Origin of the sequence: Telmatobacter bradus (genome assembly GCF_048629425.1) — a bacterium.
Taxonomy (GTDB): domain Bacteria; phylum Acidobacteriota; class Terriglobia; order Terriglobales; family Acidobacteriaceae; genus Telmatobacter; species Telmatobacter bradus.
Map to the genome: position 1 here is coordinate 4832260 of NZ_CP184532.1, position 19897 is coordinate 4852156.

Annotated in this window: 17 protein-coding genes and 1 tRNA gene; 14 read left to right on the top strand and 4 right to left on the bottom strand. The window is 59.5% G+C overall.

Annotation, left to right across the window (positions count from 1 at the left end; all coding sequences use genetic code 11):
• The first annotated feature begins 136 nt into the window (after nucleotides 1-136).
• The 10 genes from ACOBR2_RS20085 (at nucleotide 137) to ACOBR2_RS20130 (ending at nucleotide 9746) form a co-directional block, all read left to right on the top strand.
• Nucleotides 137-397, top strand: coding sequence for a hypothetical protein (locus tag ACOBR2_RS20085; RefSeq protein ID WP_420237859.1), 261 nt, complete (start codon nucleotides 137-139; stop codon nucleotides 395-397).
• A 565-nt stretch (nucleotides 398-962) separates the two neighbouring features.
• On the top strand, nucleotides 963-1586 hold the full coding sequence (locus ACOBR2_RS20090) for a nitroreductase family protein (protein WP_420237860.1): 624 nt from the start codon (nucleotides 963-965) through the stop codon (nucleotides 1584-1586).
• A gap of 150 nt (nucleotides 1587-1736) precedes the next feature.
• The gene (locus ACOBR2_RS20095; RefSeq protein ID WP_420237861.1) at nucleotides 1737-2456 is read left to right on the top strand and encodes a YdcF family protein; all 720 of its coding nucleotides are present in this window, start codon (nucleotides 1737-1739) and stop codon (nucleotides 2454-2456) included.
• A gap of 76 nt (nucleotides 2457-2532) precedes the next feature.
• The gene (locus tag ACOBR2_RS20100; protein ID WP_420237862.1) at nucleotides 2533-3264 is read left to right on the top strand and encodes a hypothetical protein; all 732 of its coding nucleotides are present in this window, start codon (nucleotides 2533-2535) and stop codon (nucleotides 3262-3264) included.
• Nucleotides 3265-3571: 307 nt separating this feature from the next.
• The gene (gene glgC / locus ACOBR2_RS20105) at nucleotides 3572-4888 is read left to right on the top strand and encodes a glucose-1-phosphate adenylyltransferase (protein WP_420237863.1); all 1317 of its coding nucleotides are present in this window, start codon (nucleotides 3572-3574) and stop codon (nucleotides 4886-4888) included.
• A gap of 461 nt (nucleotides 4889-5349) precedes the next feature.
• Nucleotides 5350-6069, top strand: coding sequence for an RNA polymerase sigma factor (locus tag ACOBR2_RS20110; protein ID WP_420237864.1), 720 nt, complete (start codon nucleotides 5350-5352; stop codon nucleotides 6067-6069).
• Between the two features lie 2 nt (nucleotides 6070-6071).
• Nucleotides 6072-6860 (top strand): anti-sigma factor family protein, encoded by a 789-nt coding sequence (locus tag ACOBR2_RS20115; RefSeq protein WP_420237865.1) that lies wholly within the window; start codon nucleotides 6072-6074, stop codon nucleotides 6858-6860.
• Entirely contained in the window at nucleotides 6848-7759 is a 912-nt protein-coding gene (locus ACOBR2_RS20120) for a B-box zinc finger protein (RefSeq protein WP_420237866.1), read from the top strand. The genes ACOBR2_RS20115 and ACOBR2_RS20120 overlap by 13 nt, the downstream gene beginning before the upstream one ends.
• Nucleotides 7756-8121, top strand: a complete 366-nt coding sequence (locus ACOBR2_RS20125) for a hypothetical protein (RefSeq protein ID WP_420237867.1) — start codon at nucleotides 7756-7758, stop codon at nucleotides 8119-8121. Before ACOBR2_RS20120 ends, ACOBR2_RS20125 begins: the two co-directional genes overlap by 4 nt.
• Entirely contained in the window at nucleotides 8118-9746 is a 1629-nt protein-coding gene (locus ACOBR2_RS20130) for a DUF4097 family beta strand repeat-containing protein (protein ID WP_420237868.1), read from the top strand. Before ACOBR2_RS20125 ends, ACOBR2_RS20130 begins: the two co-directional genes overlap by 4 nt.
• Before the next feature lie 89 nt (nucleotides 9747-9835).
• Here ACOBR2_RS20130 and ACOBR2_RS20135 read toward each other — a convergent pair whose 3' ends face one another.
• On the bottom strand, nucleotides 9836-10483 hold the full coding sequence (locus tag ACOBR2_RS20135) for a hypothetical protein (protein WP_420237869.1): 648 nt from the start codon (nucleotides 10481-10483) through the stop codon (nucleotides 9836-9838).
• 77 nt (nucleotides 10484-10560) lie between these two features.
• Between ACOBR2_RS20135 and ACOBR2_RS20140 the strand changes: the two genes are divergently transcribed.
• Entirely contained in the window at nucleotides 10561-11115 is a 555-nt protein-coding gene (locus ACOBR2_RS20140; protein ID WP_420237870.1) for a 5' nucleotidase, NT5C type, read from the top strand.
• Nucleotides 11116-11129: 14 nt separating this feature from the next.
• Here ACOBR2_RS20140 and ACOBR2_RS20145 read toward each other — a convergent pair whose 3' ends face one another.
• A complete protein-coding gene (locus ACOBR2_RS20145; protein ID WP_420237871.1) occupies nucleotides 11130-11846 on the bottom strand; it encodes a helix-turn-helix domain-containing protein in 717 nt (238 codons plus the stop codon).
• Nucleotides 11847-12012: 166 nt separating this feature from the next.
• Between ACOBR2_RS20145 and ACOBR2_RS20150 the strand changes: the two genes are divergently transcribed.
• Together ACOBR2_RS20150 and asnS are read left to right on the top strand one after the other, a co-directional pair.
• A complete protein-coding gene (locus ACOBR2_RS20150) occupies nucleotides 12013-12936 on the top strand; it encodes a TIGR01777 family oxidoreductase (RefSeq protein WP_420237872.1) in 924 nt (307 codons plus the stop codon).
• A gap of 76 nt (nucleotides 12937-13012) precedes the next feature.
• Nucleotides 13013-14365, top strand: a complete 1353-nt coding sequence (asnS, locus tag ACOBR2_RS20155) for an asparagine--tRNA ligase (RefSeq protein ID WP_420237873.1) — start codon at nucleotides 13013-13015, stop codon at nucleotides 14363-14365.
• 93 nt (nucleotides 14366-14458) lie between these two features.
• On the opposite strand, the gene ACOBR2_RS20160 is transcribed toward asnS, so the two are convergent.
• Nucleotides 14459-17815 carry a carboxypeptidase regulatory-like domain-containing protein gene (locus ACOBR2_RS20160; RefSeq protein WP_420237874.1) on the bottom strand — a complete coding sequence of 1119 codons (3357 nt, stop codon included), beginning with the start codon at nucleotides 17813-17815 and terminating at the stop codon, nucleotides 14459-14461.
• Between the two features lie 511 nt (nucleotides 17816-18326).
• On the opposite strand from ACOBR2_RS20160, the gene ACOBR2_RS20165 reads away from it, so the two are divergent.
• Nucleotides 18327-18403: transfer RNA gene (locus tag ACOBR2_RS20165), tRNA-Arg, on the top strand.
• Between the two features lie 14 nt (nucleotides 18404-18417).
• Here the strand turns inward: ACOBR2_RS20165 and amrB are convergent.
• Nucleotides 18418-19860, bottom strand: coding sequence for an AmmeMemoRadiSam system protein B (amrB, locus tag ACOBR2_RS20170; RefSeq protein ID WP_420237875.1), 1443 nt, complete (start codon nucleotides 19858-19860; stop codon nucleotides 18418-18420).
• Nucleotides 19861-19897: the final 37 nt, after the last annotated feature.

The window sequence follows — 19897 nt, forward strand, 5'->3', positions numbered from 1 at the left end:
AACAGTCTCCCACGGCAGAGTACGGACGCCGCAAAGGTCCGTGCGGAGACGTGTCAAAAAAGACACACCATGCGGCAACTGCATCCCACCGGGCTGCAGCCGCATCTGCAGATAGAAGGGCTGGAAGAGGAAGAACGTGAGCGTATTCGAGGAAAAGCGCGGCGAACTGGAACATTACGAGTTCATGATGGGCCAAGAGCGGGGGCGGCTGGCCGTGGCTCTGGACATGCTGACCGACGCACTGGTTCTGGTGGGGCAGCATGGGGTCTATTGCGCCTCCAACCGCAACCCAAGCAAGCTGGCGCTCGACCTGCAGTCGGTGCTGGGCGATGTGGAGGGAGCCAAGCATCTGATCCAGTCGGTGATGGAAGAGTTGAAGACCAGAGCGCAGGCGTGAAAGCCTGCTCGATGCAAAATGCTCCAGCCAAATGCGCTGCAGGAGTTCGTGTCGCCCCTTCCGGGGCAGAACAGGCTGCGGAAAAACTCGTAGCGGAGGGAGGCAGGGGTTTTAGAGCAAATCCAGAGTTTCCGTGGGGGCACGAAGAAGGTGCCAGGTGCAGTTTTCTTGAGGAAAACTGCACTGGAAAGCATTGACTCGCACTACACCAACTCTGAATTTGCTATAACCCCCGCCAAAAGAGGCAAAATGAGCGCGGGCTTCAGCCCCGGAAGTCTTTCGGAATTTCGCCGCCAAAGTAAGAAAATGCCCGCGCCTAAAGGCGATATTTGCACCATTGATGCTTCAAGGACCTGAAGGCCCCTGCTCCCTCCACAAATACCAACCCACTTTAGCGCTAGTTTTTCCGCAGCCGGAGAAGCCCGAGCTCTTTTTTGGTGGCGCAAAGAGCTGACAGTTAAGGGCTAAGAGCTGAAGCTGTTCTTTCTCCGGAATCTTTCAGCGCACTCGGGAATCCAAGGGACAGTAACCCAACCACACAAGTTCCTTTCAGGAGTGAGAGCACGTGAGTCTGAGCGCATCCGAAGTGCATGAATTGAAGAAGGCCCCCATCGTGGAGGGCGTGGTTCCCAGCCTGTTGGAACGCTGGAGCGCTCGCGCATTTGCCGACCGCGCCGTAAGCGACGAGGTTCTGGGACGCATTTTTGAGGCTACCCGCTGGTCTGCCTCGGCCTACAACGAACAGCCCTGGCGCTTCATTGCGGGCCACAAGGGCAGCGAAACCTTCGATAAGATTCTTTCTTCGCTGATCGGTTTCAATCAGGAGTGGGCGGGGAAGGCTCCGATCCTGATTGTGGGTCTGGCCAAGACGGAGTTCTCTCACAACAGCAAGCCGAACCCCTACGCCATGTATGACCTGGGCGCGGCCACCACACAACTGACCGTGCAGGCTGCGGCCGAGGGACTGACCACCCACCAGATGGCAGGCTTTGAGGCCGACAAGGCCCGCACCCTGCTGGCAATTCCGGCAGAGTATCAGGTGGGCATTGCCGTGGCGCTCGGCTATCAGGGCGAGCCGGCGGAGCTGACCAGTGAGCAACTGCTCTCGCTGGAGACCTCGCCGCGCCAGCGCAAGCCGCTGAACGAGCTAGTCTTTAGCGCCTGGAGCAAACCTGCAAACCTTGGATAAGCAGTTTATTTTCAGGCATCAGAAGCCAAATGCAGAGCACGGCCAGAACCTGGAAAGCTGAATTCCGAATCGCCTAAGATCGAAATGTTGGAAAAGGGACGGCTTCTGCCGCCCCTTTTCTTTTAGAGTGGTGAATGGAGGCAGCCATTCGTGACCGTACCCCGCACCCGCACCCGACAATCCGGCAAACAATACCCCGGCAGCTCCAAGCTGCGCCTGGTTCCTCGGAGTCCGGGACAGCGTACATATACCCGGCGCTGGCCGCGCTGGGTAATCGGCCTCTCACTGGGCGTATTGCTGGCAGTTGCATCGGTCTTTGCCTGGGCGATTCTGGCCCGCAAATTTGCCGCCACCTCCAACACGGGCCGCACACATTTTGATGCAATTCTGGTGCTGGGCTACAAGGCGGATGCCGATGGCAACCCGACACCGGAGATGCTGGCCAGGGTCAATGAAGCAGTGCGCGAGTACGAGCGTGGCGTTGCTCCCCGGCTGATTGTTTCAGGGGCGGCAGCACACAACCAGTATGTGGAAGCCAAAGTGATGGCCCGCGCGGCTGAAGCCGAGGGCATTCCCGCCAGTTCGATTCTGATTGAAGACCAGGCGCAGGACACCATACAGAATGTCTGCTACTCCACCCGGATTCTGAAGGCGCATGGCTGGAACTCGGCCGAAGTGATTTCCACTGCCTCCCATCTACCACGTACCGCCATGATTCTTGGCAATTTCCCGCTGGAGTGGCGCACCCACGCCGCCCCCTTACTCAGCCCCGACCCGGCCGGTGGCACGCTGGTGCGCGAAGGTATTGAAACCTTCAAGACAGTGCGCTATTTGCTTGCCGCGCGTCCAACAGGTGGTTGCGAGCCATAAACCGCAGCCGCCGTAAGACAAATTCGACCTGCCGCGCGTTGTCCACGCTCGGTATGGTCCTGTAAGCTGAGGAGTGATGCGCCTTCCAGTTCGAATTTCCGCCTCTCTTGCCGTGCTCTCCGCGCTGATTTTCTGCGCCGGGACCCTGGCTCTGGCCCAGAGCAGCAGCAGTTCCAGCTCCAGCCAGAGCGTCACTGACAACTCGGCCCCGATGAACGGCAGCTACATTGCCATCGATCCGCTGGCCAAGGTCCGCTACGATAACCGCTACGACGTTTCTCTCGGCATGGCCTACGACCATATGAAGGCCGGCCCGAATCTGCTGCAGGGCGCAAACCTGGGCGGTCTGGATCTGTCGGGCACCTACTGGCTCTCCAAGCATTGGGGCGCACAAGGCTCAGTGCGTGGTTATGTGGGCACCAGCGGCGCTGGCACCAACCCCTACAACATCAAGGGTCCCTTCGTGGCGCAGTATTTCTACGTAGCCGGTCCGGAGTGGCTGGGCCCACACAACAAGCACGGCGCGATTCTTGCCCACGTGCTGGGTGGCGGCGTCACCGGCGACTTTGAGAAGGATCTGCGTGGCCATTCGCCCTCGGTTGTTGCCTTCTATAACAACCAGACGGCTCCGGCCATGATCATGGGCGGCAGCTTTGATCTGAACCGTAGCGAGCATTGGGTCTTCCGCATTACGCCCGACGCCGTGCTGACGCACTATGGCACCAACTACGGCGCCAAGGTTTCGCAAACCGACATCAACTTCGCCCTCTCGGTCGGGCTGGAGTACAAGTTCAAGAAGAAGCGCTAAATTTTCACAATCAGCAGCAAAGCATGCGGTCCGAAGCTCTCGCCCTGGCGGCGTCCAACTTCGGGCCGCATTGTTGTATAGGTACTTCCTCCTTTGATTGATTGAACAAAGACTATCTGCAGCCGATAACCCGTCTATAAGGAATCAAGCACTTTTCCAGACCGGCCGAAGCGTTTGCCCTCTGCTTTAAACCGGGCAGGTGACAAGCCGCTCCGGGGGTGTGGTATTCTCCACCGTTCAGCGAAGTTGCATTGAGAAGCATCGCTGAAGGGGCGTTCCGTTTCAGATAGCAGTACTGCGGCTTCAGGTGCGGCTCCAGGGCGGACAGTATGCAAACCAGAATTTCAAGAGGAAGGCGGTTCCAGATCGCATGAAAGATACGCTTGGAGTATTGCTTGCCGGAGGAGCTGGAGAAAGGCTGTTCCCCCTTACCCGTGATCGCGCCAAGCCGGCAGTCCCGTTCGGCGGCCACTATCGCATCATCGACATCACGCTCTCCAACTGCATCAACTCCGGCCTGCGCAAGGTCTACATCCTGACGCAGTACAAGGCTCTGAGTCTGAACCGTCACATCCGCGAGGGCTGGTCAGGCGTTGTGGCCCAGGAGCTGGGCGAGTTCTATGAGCTGCTGCCCCCCATGCAGCGCACCGGCGCCAACTGGTACATGGGCACCGCCGACGCCGTCTACCAGAACATCTATTCGATTGGCAGCGAGCAGCCCAGCTACGTGATCATCCTCTCCGGCGACCACATCTACAAGATGGATTACAGCCGGATGCTGGACTACCACAAGAAGACCAAGGCGGAGATCACGCTAGCCACGCTGCCCATCGCTCCGGAAGAGGTTTCGCGCTTTGGCGTGGTGGAAGTGGGACCGACCGGCGAGGTGATGGGTTTTGAAGAAAAGCCCGTCACGACGAACTTCCGCTCGCCCATGAATCCGAACGCCGTCGACGCCTCCATGGGCATTTACATCTTCAGCACCGACGTGCTGCTGAAGGCCCTGATCGCCGACGCGGAAGACCCCGACTCCAAGCACGACTTTGGCCACAACATTCTGCCCAACCTGCTGGGCAAGAAGAAGATGATGGCCTACTCCTTTGTGGACGAGAACCGCCAGGAGGCCCACTACTGGCGCGATGTGGGTACGCTGGACGCCTACTACGAAGCCAACATGGACCTCTGCTCGGTGTCGCCGATCTTCAATCTGTACGACGTCAACTGGCAGATCCGCACCCGCGCCCGCCAGTACCCGCCGGCCAAGTTCGTCTTTGGTGAGCCGGGACGTTCGGGCATGGCCGTCAACTCCATCATTACCGCCGGCGTCATCATCTCGGGCGCATCGGTTTACAACTCGGTGCTCTCGCAGGATGTGCGCGTCAACTCGTACTCCGACATCGACGCCAGCATCATCTTTTCGCACGTAAACATCGGCCGCCATTGCCGCATCCGACGGGCAATCATCGACCGCGATGTGCACATTCCGGAAGGCACAGTGATCGGCTACGACCCGGCCGAGGACAAACGCCGCTACTTCGTCACGCCCTCGGGCCTGACCATCGTCACCCGCGGCGCATCGCTTTTTGAAAACCCGGTTGCGCAGGAGTTTCAGGACCAGTATTAAAGGCGTCAGACAAAGAAACAGCTTTCATCCTGACAGGTGAAACAAGAGAACCCCCGGGTGAACCCTGAACAGTGCGAGGGGGGAAACTCGGGGTTTGTAGTCAGAAGACGCTGGCTTGGCTCGAAGTTTTGCGACGATCTGAGGCCCCGGAGGGGCCGCTCGAAAGTAGCCCAGCATGGAGCAACGCCTCCGCATCCCACCGCTGCCCATGGGCTACTGTCACGCCTCCCTCCGGGAGGAATTTCTGCCCCTCTGCCAAAGCGTGGAGGCCTTTGTGTGTTTCTGCGACACAAAAAACCGTGGATGAAAAACAGTCTTCTACTTCCCGGCAAAAATCTTGTTGATTTATTACAAAGACTTTGCACAATCCCTATTGCAGAAGTGCGTTCGGACGGAACCGAAGACGGAACAACTGCGTATACCCGCCCATGCAGTACGTGGGAACATTAAGCTGGAACGGGATGGGGTTGGTGGCAGGGCCAGAGTTGCCCGCCAAGCGCTGGTTTCAGTCTGCCCGGCGCGAGGGCCTCGTCCAGAACACAACTTCGGCGGCCGTAGTGGCCCAGCCGACAGCCCGGGAGGCCGCAACGCTCGAAACCGACTGGACCCAAGTCGCGCGGCGCTGCATGGATGGCGATTCAGCCGCCTGGACCGAGATGGTCCGCGCCCATCACAAGCGCGTCTACGGTCTGTGTTACCGCTTTACCGGCAACCCCACCGACGCCGAGGATCTGACCCAGGATGTCTTCCTGAAGATCCACTCGAATCTGGCCAGCTTTGATCACAAGCGCGGCAGCCTGCAGGTGTGGATTACCACCATGACCCGCAACCTGCTGGTAGACAACTTCCGCCGCACCCGCAACCAACGTGCGACGGACTCGCTCGATGAGGGATGGAGCGAAGCCGAGGAGCTGAAGCCGATTGACCGGCTGACCAGCCGGGAGCGCTCGCCCCACGAGGCGGCGGCCCACAAGGAACTGGAGAAGATGGTGCAGCAAGCACTGGCGCAGGTTTCCCCCGAGCTGCGTGAGGCCGTGATTCTGCGCGATCTTCAGGATATGGACTACAAGGAGATTGCCCAGGTGCTGGGCATCCCCGAAGGGACTGTAAAGTCCCGCATCAGCAGGGGAAGGGCAGAACTGGCCCGCCTGCTGGAGCCAAGACAACGGGAGGTAATGTAACCATGGCAGAGCGCGCATATTTTCCGAATTCCCCGGCCTGCGAGCACTGGGAAACACTTTTGGCGGACGCGCTGGACGGCATGCTGCAGCCGGAAGACGAAGCTGTCTTCGCGGAGCACAAAGCCAGCTGCCCGGCCTGCACGGCGTTGTTCGAAGAGACCCGCCGGGGACGCGAGTGGATGGAGTTTCTGGCTCCTGAACCCGAAGTCCCCTCGGGCCTGCTCGAAAAGATTCTGGCGGAAACCGGTCCTGGCAAGACCGCTGGCTTTCAACTAGCCAGCCCCGGCGGCCAGGTATTGCCTTTACCCAATCTCTGGCAGCGGAGGACCATCCCCGCCCTCCTGCGCCGGTTCACCGAGCCACGGTTGATGATGACGGCCGCCATGGCCTTCTTCTCGATTGCGCTGACGCTGAACCTGACCGGCGTACGCCCCAGCCAGATGCGTCTCTCCGACTTGCGCCCAGAGGCGCTGCGCTCACTCATGGAGCGGCGGCTGACCATGGCCTCCACACCCGTGGTGCGCTACTACGACCACCTGCGCCTGGTCTATGAGTTCCAGAGCCGGGTGCGCGAGCTGAAGCACTCCACCGAAGTAGGCAGCGAAGAACCTGCCAAGCAGGACCAACAACAGCCCTCCCCCGGCCAGTCCAGACAGGCCGCTCCGCGGCAACAGGAACAGACTCCGACGTACAGCATGGAAGTTCTCGAATCAAATCTGACCTCTCCCACGACGCACTCCGGCGGCTTCGCCGAAGCACAACAGGAAGGAAGCACAGCATGGATTGCGTAAACCACGCGGGCAAACCCGCCACCGCTTATTGCCAGAACTGCGGCAAACCGCTCTGCCTCGACTGCATTTCGTCGGGAGTACTGCGCCCGGCCTCTCGCGGCATGATTCTGTGCAACAGCTGCATCGACGCCTGGCAGGCGACACACCCCTTTGTGGCGCCGCCGCCGGGCACCCCCAGCCCCGGTCTGGCCGCCTTCATTGGCCTGATTCCCGGCGTGGGCGCCATGTACAACGGCCAGTTCGTCAAAGGCCTGATCCACGTGGTGATCTTTGCCGTACTGGTGAGCGCCGCACATCTTTACGACATCTTCGGACTCTTTATCGCGGCCTGGATCGTGTATCAGTCCTTTGAGGCGTATCACACGGCACGGGCGCGACGCGACGGTTCGCCACTCCCCGATCCGCTGGGTCTAAACGAAGTGGGCAACTGGATCAATCCCCGCAGCCACCAGAATGGCGCGCCGCCGAACCAGCCCTTTGGTCAACCTTTTGGTCAGCCTTTCAGCCAGACGCCTCCGCCGCCCAGCCAGCCGGATCCTGCGACCTACGCACAGCAGGCAGGCTATCAGGCACCGTTTACGCCCTATCCTCCGCCGCCCGAAGCTCCATCCGCCCCGCACTTTGGCGCTGCGGCACAGCCACCCGTTGATCCGGCAGCTCCGACAGTTCCGGCGGGGGCAATTCCTCCGATTCCGCCGGTTCCGCCGTATGGCTGCTACGCACGCCACACGCCGATCGGCGCCATTGTTCTGATTGTTCTGGGCGTGATGTTTCTGCTCGGGCAACTCGATATCTTCTCCAGCATGATGTTCAAGTACAGCTGGCCGGTCCTGCTGATCGGTCTCGGAATCTGGCTGTTCATCCGTCGCCTGGGAGACCACCAAGGAGGTTCAAGGTGAATCGTTATCTACTCATCCGACGTTTGTATGGCCCCGCGTTTCTTCTGCTGACGGGCGTGAATGCCCTGCTGAGTCAGGCGGACATTCTGGGCTGGGGCCATAGCTGGCCGTTTTATCTGATCCTGCTGGGCGTGCTCAAACTGGCGGAACGGGCGGCTCTGGCGGTCGACGGTCCTCCGATCTACCCGCAGTCACCGTTTCCGGGCCAGCCGTTTCCTGGACAGTCCTACCCCGGCCAGCACTATCCCGGACAGCCTTTTTCCGCCACGGCGCAGCAGCCCGTGAGCACCGAACCGGGCACGGCGATTGTGGCGACTCCAGTGCATGAGATCGTGCACAATCCGCAGGGAGGTCAGCAATGAGCAGCGTACCGCCGAACATGCCTCCCAATACTCCTCCAGGTGGAGGACCGTATTCCCCCTATGACGCCAAGGCCCCGTGGCGGGCCTATCGAGCCCAGCAGAAGGCCGCTTGGCGGGAACAGCGCTCCGCATGGAGAGCACAACGGGCTGCCTCCAAGGCGCAGTACGTAAACGCCTACGGGCCGCGTGTACCGTCCATGGTTGGCCCCATCCTGCTGATCGGCGTGGGCCTCGTCTCCCTGCTGGTGGTTACTGGCCACCTTGCATCGGGCGACTTCTGGAGCTGGTACAGCCACTGGTGGCCGCTACTGCTGATTGGCGCTGGACTGGCGCTGCTGGCGGAGTGGGCCATTGACCTGCGCCGCGCCACTCCCGTACGCCGCAGTTCTGGCTTCATTGGCATTCTGGTGTTGCTGGCCATTGTGGGTCTGGCAGCCTCCGGATGGCAGCATGTGTGGGGCCCAATAAACTTCCAGTTCGGCGACAAGGACGACTTCTCCAATTACCTTGGCATGCCCGAGCACGACTTTGACCAGCAGATCCAGCCCGCCCAGATCCCGGCGGGCTCAACCATCAACATCCAGAACCCGCGCGGCGATGTGAGCATTACCGCCGGCGACGGGCAGACGGTGGAAGTACAGGCGCACGAAGTAGCCTACACCAGCTCCGATAGCGACGCGCAGAAGATCTTCGCGGCCGAAGCGGCGCACCTGACCGTAAGCGGCAGCGCGGTGCTGATCAAGAGTGACGGTCACCAAAACGGCCGGCTGAACCTGACCGTGAGCGTGCCTAAAAATGCCCGCGTCGTTCTGGACTCCGGTAAAGGCGACGTGACGGTGGCAGGCGTGGGCACAGGGCTAACCATCAACTCCGTCCACGGCGACACACACCTGGACCAGATTGCCGGGCCCGTGCAGATCCACTTCGGCGACAATCGTCATGACTTTTCAGCCCATCAGATCGACGGCGACCTGACCAGCGACGGCAACACCAACGACGTAACGCTGAGCGAGGTTAAAGGCCGCGTAACCGTGAACGGCGAGATCTTTGGCGAGGCGCATCTGGAGTCAATTGGCGGCCCCATCAACCTGCACACCTCGATTACCGACCTGCAGTTGGCCGGGCTGCCCGGCGATCTGACGTTGAACAGCGACGATCTGCGTGTGACCCAGGCCAAAGGGCAGGCACACATCGTTACCCACTCCAAGGATGTTGAGCTGAACCAGATGGCGGGCGACAGCTACGTGCAGGACCGCGACGGTCGCATCGCCATCGAGTCCATCGGCAACTTCAGCGTGGAGGCCCACAACAACAAGGGCGATGTGGAAGTGACCCTGCCGCCGACGGCCTCGGCCAAGGTGCAGGTGAGCAGCCGCAACGGCGACGTGGTGAGCGACTTTGCCGCGCCCAACTTTGGCGCCGCAACCACCAAGGCGGCCACCTTTACCATCGGCGGTGGCGCGGCCCGCATTGTGCTCAGCGCCGACAACGGCGACGTGCGTCTCAAGCGCGGTTCCAACTCTGCGGTGACGATACCCACCGCACCAAAAGCCCCTGCAACTCCCAGTGCTCCCCATCTGAAGGCACCACGCCTTCAGCAGGAGAAACAATTGACTCAGCAATAACTCCGAGCCTCCTCCAGGGCTTTCTCCGGCGCGAAAGATATTCTCTTTCGCGCCGTTTTTTGTAAGGGCTCGTTGACTCTAAATTTGCTTTAGCGACTTCCGTCTCTGGCCAGTCTTCCGATCAGGAATGCACCCAGAGCACCAAAAGCGGCCACACTCCACGAGGCAAAGCGTGAGGCAAACAGCAGCAACAGAGGATTGGTGGTGATGCGCACCGGAAGATCGAGCGGCAGCGCCCCAATCGGCTCATTTTCGTTCAGGGGAGCATGGCTCCTGGCCTCCATAACCTGGCCGCCTTCGCTGTAAAAGCTGACCTGCTGGCGGCGATTGATCACGCGGATCGCACCATCGAGCATTACGTCCAGACGGAAAGAGCGGCCCTGCGCTGGTACCTGCCAGCCACGCACAAAACGCCACTGACCGTCGTAGATCTGCACCCGGCCAACCGCCTGCAGCGGAACGGCGAAGCTTCCGTCCTGCAAGGGAAGAGCATTTACGGCGCTGCGGATGGGCCACTCGACATTGCCGGGCAGGAATGCGCCCATACCCAGTGACCACTGCGTAAAGCAGCCCAGATAGCCGACCAGAAACAGGAGCGAAAAGACGCTCCAAAGAATGGCTGGGAATTTGCCCGCATTCCAGACGTTGCGCAAGACAAGAATCCCCTTGCGCACGGCCAGGAAGAGAACGACCGCGCCAAAAATCGAGCCGCAGAAGAGAAGAAAATAATCTTGCATATGGTTTGGATGATTGTACTGCCGCCCCGCGCACAGCTTCTTCTCCACTTCGCCTGCTACTCTTTCAATCAACGAATATGAAGAAGGCTCAGCGCATTCCCAGAATTTGCGTGGATATGGACGAGGTAATGGCCGATACGCTGGCCGAGCATCTGCGCCGTTACAACCAGACCTTCGACGAGCAGCTCACCCCCGACGATCTGGCCGGGCGGGGCATCTGGGAAATTGCGCCCAGCGACCGCCTGCAACAGGTACGAGACTTTCTGGACGCCGAAGATTTCTTCGAGGTTCTGGAGGTGATTCCCGGCGCACAAGAGGTTCTGCACGCTCTGGCCCCGCGCTTTGAGGTCTTCATCGCCACCCAGGCCATGATCGTACCCAACTCACTGGGGCCCAAGTTCCGCTGGCTGCAAAAACATTTTTCGTTTATTCCGCCCACCCATTACGTCTTCTGCGGCGACAAGAAGATTCTGCGGGCCGATTATCTGATCGACGATCTGCCCGATAATCTACGCCGCTTTCAGGGCCAGGGACTGCTCTACAGCGCCCCGCACAACCTGAATGCAACGGGATTTGTGCGCGTGAATTCCTGGCAGGATGTAGCGACGTATTTTGCCGGCATCCAGTCCTGACGGAAGCACCGTTTTTACAGGGCGGGCTCTGCCTTGCCTTTGGGGAAGGTGGCCGCCGGTGGATGCGGGGCACGCGTGGGCGGATGCGATAACTGCGTCGGCTGCATGGTAACGATCAGCGCCGCGCAATTGACAGCCCCCACACACTCGTAGGAGTGCGGCGTGCCGGATTCGAAATACACCGAATCGCCTACCTCCAGGGTCTCCTTGTGGTTGCCGTGACGCACGGTCAATTCGCCACCCAGTATGTAGAGAAACTCATAGCCCGGATGCGCGTGCGCGCGCGGCTCTGGATTTTCCGGCCGGGCAAGGAACTCGGCAAAATACGGGTCCATCTGCCGGTCTGGCACCATGTAGCCCAGACTCTCAAAAAAGTAACTCGGGGTGTCCGCGCCGGTCTGCGGCAAGCGCACCCGCTCCTTGCGGCGATGCACGCGAAAGAGCGCCGAGGGTTCCGTCTCAAAGAAGTAGGTAAGATCCTTTGAAAAGACCATGGCAATACGCGCCAGATTGCGCAACGTGGGCACAACGCGGCCGGTTTCAAGCTGCGAAAGAAAGCTGGCCGAAAGCCCGGTGTGTTTGCCCAACTCCACCAGCCCCATGGACTTCTTCAACCGCAGGCGGCGAATGCGCTCGCCAATCTGTTTTTCTGCAATGAACTGCTCGGCCGTTTCCGCATCGGCCAAGGTCCGTTGCATCTCTTCCTGAATGGGGTCCGCGAGGGTATTCACCGAGCCCTCCTGATTGCAAAATAAGTAGAAAGTTAGTCTTCGATCCAAGAATGAATGCCTTTTCTATTTTTGTCCACATCAAAATTTCTTATCCTACGACAAAAAGGAGCTCGACCCCGTAAACTTCCTGCATCAGAAGCCCCGCGTATTTCCCGAGAGGAGCACCATGCCTGAGGACGAGCAGAAGATCCTGATCTCCGGCGCATCCGGTCTACTGGGTACGGCCCTTTGCCGGGCTTTGGCCCTCCGCCACCAACCGGTGACGCAACTGGTGCGCTATACGCCTCTTCCGCCCGTGGAAGGGCGAAAGACCCTCCTCTGGGATCCGGCGGCTCACCCAACCTTTGTGGATACGGGCGGACTGGAAGACGCCGCAGCGGCCATTCACCTCTCCGGAGCCAACGTGGGAGCACAGCGCTGGACGGAAAAATACCGCCGCGAGCTGATCGAGAGCCGGGTGGCTTCCACCCGCGCGCTGGCCGAAGCACTGGCCGGTTTGCAGAAAAAACCGAAGGCGCTGCTGGTGGCTTCTGCCGTGGGCTACTACGGCAACCGCGACGACGAGCTGCTGGACGAAAGCTCCGCTCCGGGGTCGGGCTTTTTGGCCGAACTCTGCCAGCAGTGGGAACAGGCCACGGAACCGGCCCGGCAGGCAGGCATTCGCGTGGCCCATCTGCGGCTGGGTGTGATTCTGGCTCCGCGCGGCGGGGCGCTCCAAAAGATGCTGCCGGCCTTCCGCCTGGGCCTGGGCGGTCCGCTCGGCCACGGCCACCAGTGGATGAGCTGGATCAGCTTGGAAGACGCCCTCCGCGGTTTTTTATTTGTTTTGGATAGACCGGATCTGGAAGGAGCGATGAACCTGACCGCGCCGCAGGCCGCGACCAATGCTGAATTCACCCGCACCCTTGGCCACCAACTGCATCGACCCACTTTTTTTCGGGCGCCAGCCCCGCTTTTGCGACTGGCGTTTGGGCAAATGGCCGATGAAACCCTGCTGGCCAGCACCAGAGCTACCCCGGCAAAATTGCTTACCTCCGGATTCACATTTCTGCAATCCACGCTGGAATCCGCACTGCAAGCCTCTCTCTGAGCACAATCTTTAGTTCAGGAGCGTTATCCTAAAAGCTCAGGCCGCGAATTCCCGATCCAGCCTGCAGGACAAAACCATGTCAGAAGAGATCTGTCCGGCCCCCATGCCGGCGCCCATCGCTACGATTGCCTCTCTAGGTCAGTTTGAAGGCCAGTCCGTCACCCTGCGTGGCTGGCTCTACAACCTGCGCGAAAGTGGCAAGCTGCTGTTTCCCATCTTCCGTGACGGCACCGGTACGGTGCAGGGCGTGGCCCACGTCAAGAGCGTCCCGGCTGAAGTCTTCGAGGCTCTGAAGGGACTTACGCAGGAATCCAGCCTCATCGTCACCGGCAAGGTCCGCGCCGACCAGCGCGCCCCCGGCGGCTTTGAGCTTGATGTGGAGAACGTCGAAGTCATTCACCGCACCCCGGAGAGCGATCCTTACCCGATCAGCCTCAAGGAGCACGGCGTTGAATTCCTGATGGAGCATCGCCACCTGTGGGTGCGTTCGCCCCGCCAGTCGGCCATCCTGCGCATCCGCGCCGAGATCATGCGTGCCGCCGCGGAGTTTTTCGATACCAGCGGCTTCATCCGCACCGATCCGCCTATTCTGACGCCCGCTGCCTGCGAGGGCACCAGCACGCTCTTCCCGGTGGATTACTTTGGCGATCCGGCCTTCCTGACCCAGTCCGGCCAGCTCTACATTGAGTCCACCGCACTGGCCCTCGGCAAGGTCTACAGCTTTGGCCCCACCTTCCGCGCCGAAAAGTCTAAAACCCGCCGTCACCTGACCGAGTTCTGGATGATTGAGCCGGAAGTGGCCTACCTGGAGTTGGACGGCCTGCTGGAACTGGCCGAAAACTTCATCTCGCACATTGTGCAGTCGGTCATCAAGAACCGCACGCCGGAGCTGGCCACCATTGGCCGCGACGTGACCAAGCTACAGGCCATCATTCCGCCCTTCCCGCGTCTGCGCTACGACGAGGCAGCCGACATGCTCAACCAGGCCTACAAGGATGGCAAGCTCGAGAATCCCTTCGAGTACGGCAACGACTTTGGTTCGCCCGACGAGACCTACCTGAGCAACCTCTTCGAGCGCCCGGTCATGGTTCACCGCTATCCCTCCGACGTGAAGGCCTTCTACATGGAGCCGGATCCCAAGGACCCGAAGTACGCGCTCTGCGTGGACGTTCTGGCCCCCGAGGGCTACGGCGAAGTGATCGGCGGCAGCCAGCGCGTCTCCAGCTATGAGCTGCTGCTGAGCCGCATCCAGCAGCACAACCTGCCGGTTGAGGCCTTCCAGTGGTACCTGGACCTGCGCCGCTACGGCAGCGTGCCCCACTCCGGCTTTGGCATGGGCATTGAACGCGCCGTGGCCTGGATCTGCGGACTCGACCACGTACGCGAGACGATTCCCTTCGCCCGCACGCTGCACCGCATCTATCCGTAGAGAGCAGAGATCAGAGAACAAAAAGCTGACAGCAACAAAAGGCCACCGAGTCCATTCAGGAATCGGTGGCCTTTTTGTTGCTTGTTGCTGCTTTTAGAACTTGTAGCGCAGCGCAACTTCAAAGATGCGCGGGTCAAGCGCGCTGGTCACCTGACCCAAGTTGGATGCGCCCAGAGTGCTGGCAATCCCGCTGAAGTTGGTGTGGTTGAAGACGTTGAAGGCTTCGCCGCGGAACTGCACCGTGTGGCTGCCCACAATGGAGAAGTCCTTGTAGAGCGCCATGTCGAAGTCGATTATGCCGGGTCCGGTGATCAGGCCGATGGACGAATCGCCGTAATAGCCCTGCGCAGGCTTGGCAAAAGCGCTGGTATTGAACCACGACGAGAGCGTCTTGGCTCCCTTCAGTGACTGGCCCGCCACGCGATCCGGACGCGAAGCCAGTCCCTGGCCGGTATAGCTCAGACCGGGATCAATGGCCACGCCGGAACGCAGTGTGGTGATGTCGGAGAACTGCCATCCACTCAGCGCCAGCTTTTCAATCCGGTTGCCCTTCTTGAACCAGGGATCGGTATAGATCAACGTACCCGAGGCGCTATGGCGGTAGTCGTAGCCCGGCGTATTGCCGTAGTACTTGGACGGGCTGTAGGGATCAACGACCGTAAAGGTTGAGCCGGTGTAGTTGGACAGGTTGTGCGACCAGGTATAGGCCAGAGTAAAGAAGATGGAACTGGTCACCGGGTGCTTCAGACTGGCTTCCAGGCCATTCCAGTTTTGTCCCTGCCTCGACTCATAGGTGGTAATCGACGAATAGCCCTGATAAGGCGCGTAGTAATACGTGGAGTAGCTGGTGTTTACGTTGATGGCCGGGTTGAAGTCGTACGCACCGTAGTGCCCCGGCGCATTGAGGTTCCAGATGCCGCGCAGGTGGCGCACCTGACTGGAAGCGCCGGCAATCGAAGCCAGCCAGTTCCTGCCCAGATCGCCTTCCAGCGAGAGGTTGAAGCTGTGAATCTGCGTGGATCGAACGTTAGGATCGGCGGCGTAGAGGGTGGCAATCGATGTGCTGGCCGAGGATCCGGTGGAGGTTGCCTCGCCAAAGGTAAGCGAGGTCAGATTGGCCGAGGTGGAATAGGGCGGATTGGAGGCGCAGTTGAAGGAGCAATCCTGATTGGTGAAGATGCGCGAGAAGTTCAGTCCGTAGCCGCCACGCAGCGAGTATTTGCCGTTGCCGAAGATATCCCAGGCAAAGCCGGCGTTGGGGCCAAAGTACCAGTTGTGCGCGTTGAAGAAGTTGTTCGGCACGCCATTCACGCCGTTGGTAATCAGGCCGTTGGTCGCGTTGTAGCCCGTCGAGGTGATGACGCCCGTAGTGCTGACGGTGGGCGCTTCAGAAGCCACGTAGGCGCTCGGCAGGAACGACGTAACCTTGCCCGAAGTTGGGGCCGGTAGCGGCAGATGGTTGAAGCGGATGCCCGCCGTCACCGTCAGGTTTTTGCTCACCTTGTAGCGGTCTTCAATGTAGGGCGAAATAATGGTCGCATGCACCGGGATGCGGCGTTCATCGCTGTACTGAGTGAAGGTGGCGGCATGGCCCGTCAAAAAGTCAGCCATGGCGTTGGAGTAGGTGACGCCGTTGACCGTGTTCTTGGTATAGCTGGCGTTAAAGGTCCACTGGCCGTTGGTGGCGCGACCCACGTTCTGGCGCTTGGTGTTGAACATGATGTCGATGCCGCCCTGGAAGAAGTGGCGACCATGCTGCCAACTCAAGTCGTCGGAGATCAGGTTGTCCAGATCGTCCGCATGATTGAGCGGGCGCGAGGCCGGAACGCCCTCCGGGGAATACGACGTGCTGGAACCCGACAGCGTGACTATCGGCAGACGGGTGGAATAAGTGCCGGAATAGGGCATCGAAGAGGAATAGCCAGAGAGCGAACTGACGTCGGTGATTCCCTGCACGGTCAGATCCAGATAGTAGATATTCGACGACAGGCTGATGGTGTTCACCAGATTGTCGGTCAGCGTGGAGCTGAGCGAAAGACCAAAAACCTTGTTGTGCGTGTAATCTTCTTCCCAGTTCACATCAAAAACTTCACCGCTGGTGGCGCTGTTGAAGGAGTTCTGGCGGTAGTCCTGATACTCGTCCAGAAACTCGCCGGTCAGGTGATGCTTGGGCGTAATGAAGTGGTCGACCTTGATCTCGTCGTCGCGCTGATCGGTAATGGCCGGCTTGTTGTTGATGTAGTTATAGCTGGAACCGGACTTGGAGTAGTTCTGCTCCGGATACAGAGCGTTGACGTAGGCCACGGCACTCGCATTCAGATAGCCGGAAAGATCGTAGTAGCCGTTGGCAACGTTATGAGGAAAGCTGGTGCCTGTCAACGGATTTTTCAGGTTTTCCGTAAAGTGTCCGGCGCGCTGGGCATCGGTTAGCGTATAGCCGTTTTGCGTGCTCTGCGCGTGATTGATCACCCACTGTTCGTTCCAGAAGAAGTGCGTCTTGTCGCGACTGGTATTGAAGACTCCGGGAATGAACACCGGCCCGCCGACGTTGTAACCGAAGATGTTTTGCTTGAGGGTAGGAACCGTGGTGCTGAAGTAGTTGCGCGCGTTCAGATCGTCGTTGCGCAGGTACTCCCATGCGGTGGCGTGGAACTGGTTAGAGCCCGAGCGCGTCTGCAGCAATACCACCGATGCGCCCAGAAAGCCGTAGCGCACGCTGTAATCATCTTGCAGCACACGCACTTCTTCAAGCGAGTCAGGGTTGGGCATGATGGTGGTCTGCGTCATGTTGCCGGTGTTTTCGTTCCAGATGCCGTCCAGGTAATAGACCGTGGAAAACGTCAGTCCGCCGTTGACCGAGATGGAATTGTTGGTGGAACGGCCGCCGGTGGTCAGCCCCGTGCCGGCGTTGATGTTCTGCACGCCGGGCATGACAGCGGCCAGCGCCTGATAGTTGCGGCCATTGAGCGGCAACGCCGAAACCTGGGAACCCGCCACGTCGCTGGAGACTTCCGGCGTGGCCAGTTCCACCTGTGCCGCCGTGGCTGTCACCAACACCTCTTCGGTTTGGGCATTGGCCGTCTTCAAGGTGGCATTCACCGTCGAAGTCGTGGCCGGATGCAGCTCAACCTTCTGCACGGCGTAGGTATTAAAACCCGCTTTGGCCGCCTTCACCGTATAAAAGCCGGTGGGCAAAGCCGGAAAATCAAATACGCCTACCTGATTGCTCTGGCGCGTTGTAGCCACATGCGTACCTTCGTTGGTCACCGTCACGGTTGCATCGGGAATCGCGGCTCCGCTTGCGTCCAACACCGTTCCGGTGATGGTGGCAGATGTGGCCTGAGAGCGTGCCAACTCAGCAGCAAAAAAAGTTAGCCCAAGAAACAAAGCGAAGGAGATCTTCCAGGCATGCAGGCCAAAACGACGATGTACTGGAGTAGAAATGAACATCTGCGCATTCTCCTGAAACAGTGGTGAAAATTGTGTCTGGGGTTCGCGTCAAAGCAGGAGACTACAACACACCCGCCGAAGTGCTGGCGGAGTGTTCAATCAAGGGATTTTTGGACGCGGGAATTCAGTCGTGCCGTGTATGCGCTAGAAGCGACAACAACAAGCAAAAAGCCGGGCGGCTTGGAAGGACTGAACCATGAATAGGTCTATGCTATGCGGAAAACCGACGGCGCGCAAATGCGCAAACGTATACTTCAGAAACGCTGTTTGGGACAATTCTTCAAGTTGTTCATTTTAAAGTAACGTACGCAGACAAAGATGGAATGTTCTCTTGGGGATCTATTTCCTTATTAGAATTTGAGACGCCTTAGCATCCCATTTAGACCACGCTCAAAGTCTCTAAAATTACTCCCGTGCGATTGTCTCTCCGGTCCATCCCACGCCATCTGAATGACCTTGCCCGGGTTTCTGCTCCGCAGCGCAGGATTTTAGGGTATCCTGAAATCAGGATGCGCCCGTAGCTCAGCTGGATAGAGCGAATGCCTCCGGAGCATTAGGTCGGGAGTTCGAACCTCTCCGGGCGCACCATCCAACCTTCCTTTCTATTTTCCTACTTCTAATTTTTCTTCGTGAAAGACATCGGCCGTGAAACGGAAGATGTCAGTGTCGTCGCTTTGCCAACAATTGTGCGGCAAACCGGCCTTGGCACAGGTCTGCTCTAAAAACGTCTTGCGATCCCAGCCGAATGCTCCCGGAACCTGCGGCAGCAGCAGGCCTTCGTGGCTGCCGTTCTTCATCAGCAATCCGTGGCGACCCACCTCAATCTGTGTAAGATCTGTCACCCGCCGCAGCGGCGAAAGCACCGAGATTTCGTACTCCAGCTCGGGCAATTCGCCGGGCGCGACGGGCGGAAAGCGCGGATCGCGCAGTGCGGCCAGCGTAGCGGTATCGCGCACCGTCAGGTAGAGCGGCTTCATGGCCGCGGTATAGCCAATGCAGCCGCGCAGCTGACCGTACTTGGTAAGCGTGACGAATGCACCGTACTCGTGATTAAGCGTTTCGCTCTTCGACGGCTCAGGATTGAATTGCTGGCGCTCGCCAACAACGCTCTCCACCGTGCGCCGGGCGATGGAGAGCAACTCTTTTTTGTCGTCGCTGTGGAGCGAAAATGGCGCATCGTCCCCCACCGTGGCAGGGGACTTCACGAAGAGAGCTGCGCTATAGCCCACCACCCGCGCCGCATCGCCTGAGGTATCGCCCGAGTTTGCGTACCGGAGCACGAGCGAGCGGTTAGCGCCCATGCGCTCGGCATAGATCATGGTGGCTACGATCGGTGCGCCGCCGCAGGCCTCCCAGATGTGCGATTCAAAGTTGCGCGACATGCTGTAGTAGTCCCAACTTTCGAGTGCGGCCAGCGTCTTGTGATCAATGCCAACAGCCTCGTAGTAGGGGTGATAGTGCGAGAGGTCAGAGCTGGCCAGCACCAGCGTCTCGCCCGGTGGCCCTTGCGGCTGCTCTTCGGCAATCAGTTTGGCCAGCGCCACACCCAGCGCCCGGCTGCTCTGGTAGCTCTGATCGCCCATGACGACGGGCACAAGCTCAAAGCTGCCAAGGATGTGCTGCAGCCACGGCAACTGCACTTCAAGCGCGTGCTCGCCGCCGGCAGCCGTGGGCTTGTGGCCCTTGTCGGAAAGCTGAATCGACGGGTCCATCTTCGCCAGTTTGCGCGCGAAGTCCTTGTCCACCGGCACCAGACCAAGCGGTGTGGCGTAGGCATCGCCGGCGTAGACGGAAGTGAAGCCGAAGCTCTCAAAGTGCGAGGGGGTAATCAGTACCACACGCTTACAGGTATGGCCTTTGAGTGCCGCATACGTATAGGCAGCCACCGGTCCGGAGTATGCATAGCCCGCATGAGGCGCAACGGCAGCCAGAACAGTTCCATCGATAATGGTAGGTTTTACCGCGGCCAACATGATATCCATGGTGGCCGTCAACTGGGCGGCATCCCCCGGATAAAATTTTCCCGCTACAGCGGCTTCACGCACGTTCTTCGCCTCCATACAGCACACGTATTCCAGTTGC

Excerpts from the sequence above, each read along its gene's own strand:
- ACOBR2_RS20100 (WP_420237862.1), top strand. The coding sequence starts at position 2,533 with ATGCGCCTTCCAGTTCGAATTTCCGCCTCTCTTGCCGTGCTCTCCGCG.
- asnS (WP_420237873.1), top strand. The coding sequence starts at position 13,013 with ATGTCAGAAGAGATCTGTCCGGCCCCCATGCCGGCGCCCATCGCTACG.
- ACOBR2_RS20140 (WP_420237870.1), top strand. The coding sequence starts at position 10,561 with ATGAAGAAGGCTCAGCGCATTCCCAGAATTTGCGTGGATATGGACGAG.
- ACOBR2_RS20150 (WP_420237872.1), top strand. The coding sequence starts at position 12,013 with ATGCCTGAGGACGAGCAGAAGATCCTGATCTCCGGCGCATCCGGTCTA.
- ACOBR2_RS20135 (WP_420237869.1), bottom strand. The coding sequence starts at position 10,483 with ATGCAAGATTATTTTCTTCTCTTCTGCGGCTCGATTTTTGGCGCGGTC.
- ACOBR2_RS20130 (WP_420237868.1), top strand. The coding sequence starts at position 8,118 with ATGAGCAGCGTACCGCCGAACATGCCTCCCAATACTCCTCCAGGTGGA.
- ACOBR2_RS20115 (WP_420237865.1), top strand. The coding sequence starts at position 6,072 with ATGGCAGAGCGCGCATATTTTCCGAATTCCCCGGCCTGCGAGCACTGG.
- ACOBR2_RS20120 (WP_420237866.1), top strand. The coding sequence starts at position 6,848 with ATGGATTGCGTAAACCACGCGGGCAAACCCGCCACCGCTTATTGCCAG.
- ACOBR2_RS20160 (WP_420237874.1), bottom strand. The coding sequence starts at position 17,815 with ATGTTCATTTCTACTCCAGTACATCGTCGTTTTGGCCTGCATGCCTGG.
- ACOBR2_RS20110 (WP_420237864.1), top strand. The coding sequence starts at position 5,350 with ATGGGGTTGGTGGCAGGGCCAGAGTTGCCCGCCAAGCGCTGGTTTCAG.